Raw genomic sequence first — 4,986 nt, forward strand, 5'->3', positions numbered from 1 at the left:
AGCTCGGTCCCGGGGATCCTCTAGAGTCTCTGACTCCGCGACCCTCCGTCCGGGCACGGCCGTGTACATCGCCGACGAGGAGGCCATCGAGGTGTCCGGTGTCGGCGAGCTCTTCGTGGCCCAGCCGGGCTCCTGACCCGCCGGCCCTGACTGACCGGCCCCGACCGCGCGGTCTCGGCCGCGACACGCCGACGAGCGTGCGTGAAGGTTCAATCCCGTGTTGAGGGTTTACGATCTGCGACTTGACCGCGGCGAATGACAAGGGTGTAATTATTCCAACACGCGCATCGGCGCATCGGGAAAACGTGGGGAGAACGATATGACGGGTTACCGCTCCGGCGTCCCCGACAACTGGTTCGTCGACCCGGTCAATCTGGGTGTGCCGGGAGTGCGCCGCCCGTCCGCCGCCGACGAGGACACCGCGCTCGCCTGGCAGGCCGACGCCCTCTGTGCGCAGACCGACCCCGAGGCCTTCTTCCCGGAGAAGGGCGGCTCGACACGCGACGCGAAACGCATCTGCACCTCGTGCGACGTGCGAGGCGAGTGCCTTGAGTACGCCTTGCAGAACGACGAGCGCTTCGGCATCTGGGGCGGACTCAGCGAGCGCGAGCGCCGCAAGCTCAAGCGTCGCGCCTGATCTCGACGACCGCTGCCGCGGCGGCGTGACCGATCACGAGACTCGCGGGCGACGTCCGCGTTCTGCGCCGGCTCCCGCCTAGGCTGACGACGTCATGCCCGCCCGAGTTCACGCACTGCTGGTCGTGCGCCCTGATGCGCGCGTGGCCACCGACATCCGTCTCGACCGCGTCCTTTCCGCGCTCGCGGCTCAGGCGCGCCCAGTCGACACGCTCACCATCGTGCTGTGCGGCCCGCACGCGACCGATCGCGAGCTTCAGCGGATCGCGGGGGAATCCGCCGCCGAGGCGGTCATCACCGCCGATCGAGGAACCTCCTTCGCTGAAGCTCTCGCGCTGGCGAGTCGACGGCTCGGCGGGGATGCCGTCTGGGTGCTCGACCAGGACACCACGCCCGCGCCCGACGCCCTCGTCGTCTCATGGGCGCCCTCGAGACTGCTCCCTCGGTCGCGATCGCTGCAACGAAACTCGTCCGCGCCGACAACAACGACGCATCGTGTCGCTCGGTGTGTCGATGACGCGAGGCGGCCGCGCCGTCGGCCTCGCCGACGGCGAGCACGATCAAGGCCAGCACGACGCCAGTGAGGACGTGCTCGGTTCGGATGTGCGCGGCATCCTGGTGCGCACCGACGCGTGGCGCGCGCTCGGCGGTCTCGACACGGCGCTCGCCGGCGCCGACGAAGGACTCGACCTCGGTGTGCGCGCGCGTCTGCGAGGGGGGCGCGTCGTCCTCGCTCCCCAGGCTTTCGTCGCCCTCGCCGACCCCGATCGCACAGACCCTCCTGTTCTCGGCGACCGCTTCGAGCCGGTCGGGGTGCGTCGGGCCTACGGCCGCCGCACGGCGCAGCTGCACCGCCGACTCGTGTACGCGCCGCCCGTCGCCGTCCCCCTGCATTGGCTCTCTCTGCTGCCGCTGGCGATCGTCCGCTCCGTGGTTCTGCTGCTCGGCAAGCGTCCCTCGATGATCGGTCCGGAATGGGGCGCCACGCTCACGGTGCTGCTGCGACCGGCTGCCGTCGCTCGTGCGCGTCGCGGCATCCGCGCGGGTCGTTCCGTGTCGTGGGCGCAGCTGGCACCGTTGCGGGTCAGCCGGGTCGAGTTGCGCCAGCGCCTCGACGACGACGTGATCATCGACGGCACCGCTCGCGGTGAGCTGCACTTCTTCTCCGGTGGGGGTGCCTGGATCGTTCTCGGAGCTCTGCTCGTGTCGGTCCTCGCCTTCCTGTCGCTGCTCGCGTGGCCGGTGCTCGGCGGCGGCGGGCTCGCGCCGCTGCGCGCAACCGTGGGCCAGCTCTGGGCGGACGCGGCCTCCGGTGCCCGACCCCTCGGCTGGGACACGCAGGGGCCGGCCGATCCGTTCAGCGCGGTCGTCGCCGTGCTCGGCTCGCTCTGGCCCGCGGCGCCCTCGCGCGTCCTCGTGGTGCTGTGGGTTCTCGCGATTCCCCTGTCCGCACTCGGCGGCTGGTTCGCCGCCACGCGCCTGACCGACAACGCCCTCGCCCGCGCCGTCGTCGCGGTGGGCTACGCCCTGGCGCCGAGCCTGCTGGACGCGCTGGCATCGGGACGACCGACGCTCGTCATCGCACATCTGCTGCTTCCCTGGTTGCTGTGGACCGCCGTCGCCGCGCACCGATCGTGGACCGCGGCGGGCATGGGATCGGTGATCGCCGTCGCGGTGCTCGCCAGCGCCCCGTCGCTGGCTCCGGCCCTCGTCGTGCTGTGGCTGGTCGCGATCGTCCTCACGGCAGCGCTCGGCCGCGGTCGAGGACTCGCGCGGGTCGTCTGGCTGCTCGTTCCATCGGTGATCGTCTGGGCGCCGATGATCTGGCGCCGTCTCGGCTCTGGCGAGCCATGGGCCCTGATCGCCGACCCGGGGGTGCCGCTGCCGTCGGGGGAGTCGACCGATCTCGCCCGCCGCGTCGCCCTCGCGCTCGGGTTTCCCACCGCCGGCGGTTCGGAATGGGGTCAGCTCGTCGACGGCGCCGGGCCGTGGCCGTTCCTTCTCGTCGTGCCCCTGATCGTGCTCGCGGCGGCCGCTCCCATCGTCTCGCGCACAGCGTCGTCCGCCGTGGTCCTCCTCATCGCGCTCAGCGGCCTGGCGACGGCGGTCGCGGTCATCGGCATCGTCGTCACGTCGGATGCCGGGACCGGCATCGCGGTCTGGCCGGGCGCTGCCCTGAGCCTGTACTGGCTCGCCCTGCTGGCATCGGCAGCGCTGACGATCGACGCGCTCCCGACACGGGCCCGGCTTCGCGCACCGCTGGCCGCCCTGGTGATGACCGCTCTCGCGGTCAGTGCGGTCCCCGTGATCACCGCGCTGCCTCGGGGGACCTCGGCCGTCACGAACGGTCCGAGCAGTACCCTGCCGGCCTATGTCGAGGCGGAGGGCAGATCGGGGCTGGACAACGCCACCTTCGTGCTCACCGCCGCGGCTGACGGATCGGTCGTCACGGACGTCGTCTGGGGCGAGACGTCGGCCCTGGGCGGACAGAGCACCCTGCGCTCGGCGCGCTCGTCCACCGACGCCGGTGACGCCGAGGCCGCGGAGCTGACCGCCGAACTGATCTCCGTGCCCTCGGGTGACGCGGTCGCGCGTCTGGGCGCGCACGGGGTCGCATTCGTCCTGCTCGGCGGGACCGCCGACGGCGAGAGCGACGCGGCGCGCGCCGTGCGCATCGCCGCCGAGACCGCGCTCGATCAGCGCCAGGACCTCGAGATCGTCGGCGACACGACAAAGGGCAAGCTGTGGCGGGTCACCGCTGCGGTCACGGATCGCGTTGCCGCATCGGCGGTCGACAACGCTCGCACCGCCGCCGTGCAGATCGGGGTCGTGCTGATCGCATTGCTGCTCGCTCTGCCCACCCGACGCTCGCTGCGGCTGAACCGTCGTCGCCCGCGCATCATCGGCGCGCGACGCGTACCCGGAGGAGGACTCCGATGAGCAACCGCCTGCCCGGCGTTCGTCGCCTCACGTCCGTGCGGTTCGCCGTCGGCGGCGTGATCACGGCGGCCGCGGTAGCAGCGGGCGTGGCCCTGGTCGCGTTGCCGCTTCCTTCGCACACCGCCGACTCCACGCTCGCCATCGCTGCGCATCCGCCCGCGACGGCATCGGTAGCGACGTGCGTCGGACCCGTGCTGGCTGCGGGGCGCGACGCGACCCGCGCCGCCCAGCTCACCGACGCCGCTCCGGCGGCACTCACCTCTGCCGCGGTGTCGAAGGCGGCCTCGACGGATGCCGCGACCTCCACGTTGGCTGCCCCCGACGTCACCGGCGGAACGGGGCCGACGACGTTGCGCGCTGCTCCCGTGGACGGGGAGCCCGCCGACATCGCCGCAGCGACCTCGGCGCAGGTGAGCGCGGACGACCTCGCCGGGTTCGCCGCGTCATCCTGCGCGCGGCCCGAAATGGAATCGTGGCTCGTCGGCGGCTCCGGGGCGACCGGCGCCTCGGATCTGGTCGTTCTCGAGAATCCGGGTGTGGTCGCGGCGCGCGTGACGATCACCGTGTACGGCGCCGGCGGCGGCGCCGTCCCCGTCGCGGGCAACGCGATCGTCGTCGCCGCCGGCACTCAGCGGATCATCCCGCTCGCCTCCCTCGCGCTGCGCGAGGACAACCCGGTGCTGCGCGTGACATCGGCGCAGGCCCCGATCCGTGCTGCGCTGCAGACCAGCCTCACGCGTGTGCTCGTCGCGGGCGGTGTCGACCAGGTCGGCGCCAGCGCCGTCCCCGACACGGATCTCGTGATCCCGGGCGTTCCCGTGGTGACGACCCAGGGTGGCGCCGGCGAGAGCAACGTTCCGACGTCGCTGCGCCTGCTCTCCCCGGGCGCTAACGCTCAGGCGACCGTCACGGTCGTCCGCGACGGCGCGGCGGTCGGTTCGCCGCAGACAGTCCCCCTGCAGGCGGGGGTGCCCCTCAAACTCGATCTGGGCGGGCTCGCCACCGGCACCTACGCGGTGCGGGTGAGCGCGACGGCCCCCGTGACGGGCGCTGTGTGGGCGACGTCCGGCTTCGCAGCCGGGAGTGATTTCGGCTGGTTCGTGGCCGCCGACGCGATCTCCGCACCCGCACTCGTCGCGGTCGCCGCGGGGACGGCGCCCACGATGACCATCGTCTCCTCGACGGGCGACTCCGGCCTCGCGCATCAGACGCATGTCCTCAGCCCAGACGTCGCGCGACCACTGCTCTGGGTTGTAGTCGGCGCCGTAGCGCATGCGCCGCGCCCCCGTCGCGCCGTCTCGGACCCAGCGATACTCCCGTGCCTGCGTTGCCATGACGGCATCCTATATCGAATATCGTGCACATGCACGGTTTTTTCGGCGGACTCTAGAGGATCCCCGGGACCGAGCT

General features: G+C 72.3%; 3 protein-coding genes and 2 pseudogenes. 4 read left to right on the forward strand and 1 reads right to left on the reverse strand.

Going from position 1 to position 4,986, the window contains the following annotated elements; all coding sequences use genetic code 11:
• The first annotated feature begins 319 nt into the window (after positions 1 to 319).
• The 4 genes and pseudogenes from I5I_RS11620 to I5I_RS11630 all read left to right on the forward strand — a co-directional run.
• The gene (locus tag I5I_RS11620; RefSeq protein WP_083868013.1) at positions 320 to 637 is read left to right on the forward strand and encodes a WhiB family transcriptional regulator; all 318 of its coding nucleotides are present in this window, start codon (positions 320 to 322) and stop codon (positions 635 to 637) included.
• A 94-nt stretch (positions 638 to 731) separates the two neighbouring features.
• Positions 732 to 1,220, forward strand: coding sequence for a glycosyltransferase family 2 protein (locus I5I_RS17640; protein ID WP_239640104.1), 489 nt, complete (start codon positions 732 to 734; stop codon positions 1,218 to 1,220).
• Entirely contained in the window at positions 1,150 to 3,576 is a 2,427-nt protein-coding gene (locus I5I_RS11625; protein ID WP_239640105.1) for a glycosyl transferase, read from the forward strand. Before I5I_RS17640 ends, I5I_RS11625 begins: the two co-directional genes overlap by 71 nt.
• Positions 3,573 to 4,706, forward strand: a pseudogene (locus I5I_RS11630) (DUF5719 family protein); the annotation flags it as partial. The gene I5I_RS11625 and the pseudogene I5I_RS11630, both read left to right, overlap by 4 nt.
• Before the next feature lie 90 nt (positions 4,707 to 4,796).
• On the opposite strand, the pseudogene I5I_RS17975 reads toward I5I_RS11630, so the two are convergent.
• Positions 4,797 to 4,910 (reverse strand): annotated as a pseudogene (locus tag I5I_RS17975) (hypothetical protein); the annotation flags it as partial.
• Positions 4,911 to 4,986: the final 76 nt, after the last annotated feature.

Origin of the sequence: Microbacterium sp. B24 (assembly GCF_000333415.1) — a bacterium.
Lineage (GTDB): Bacteria > Actinomycetota > Actinomycetes > Actinomycetales > Microbacteriaceae > Microbacterium.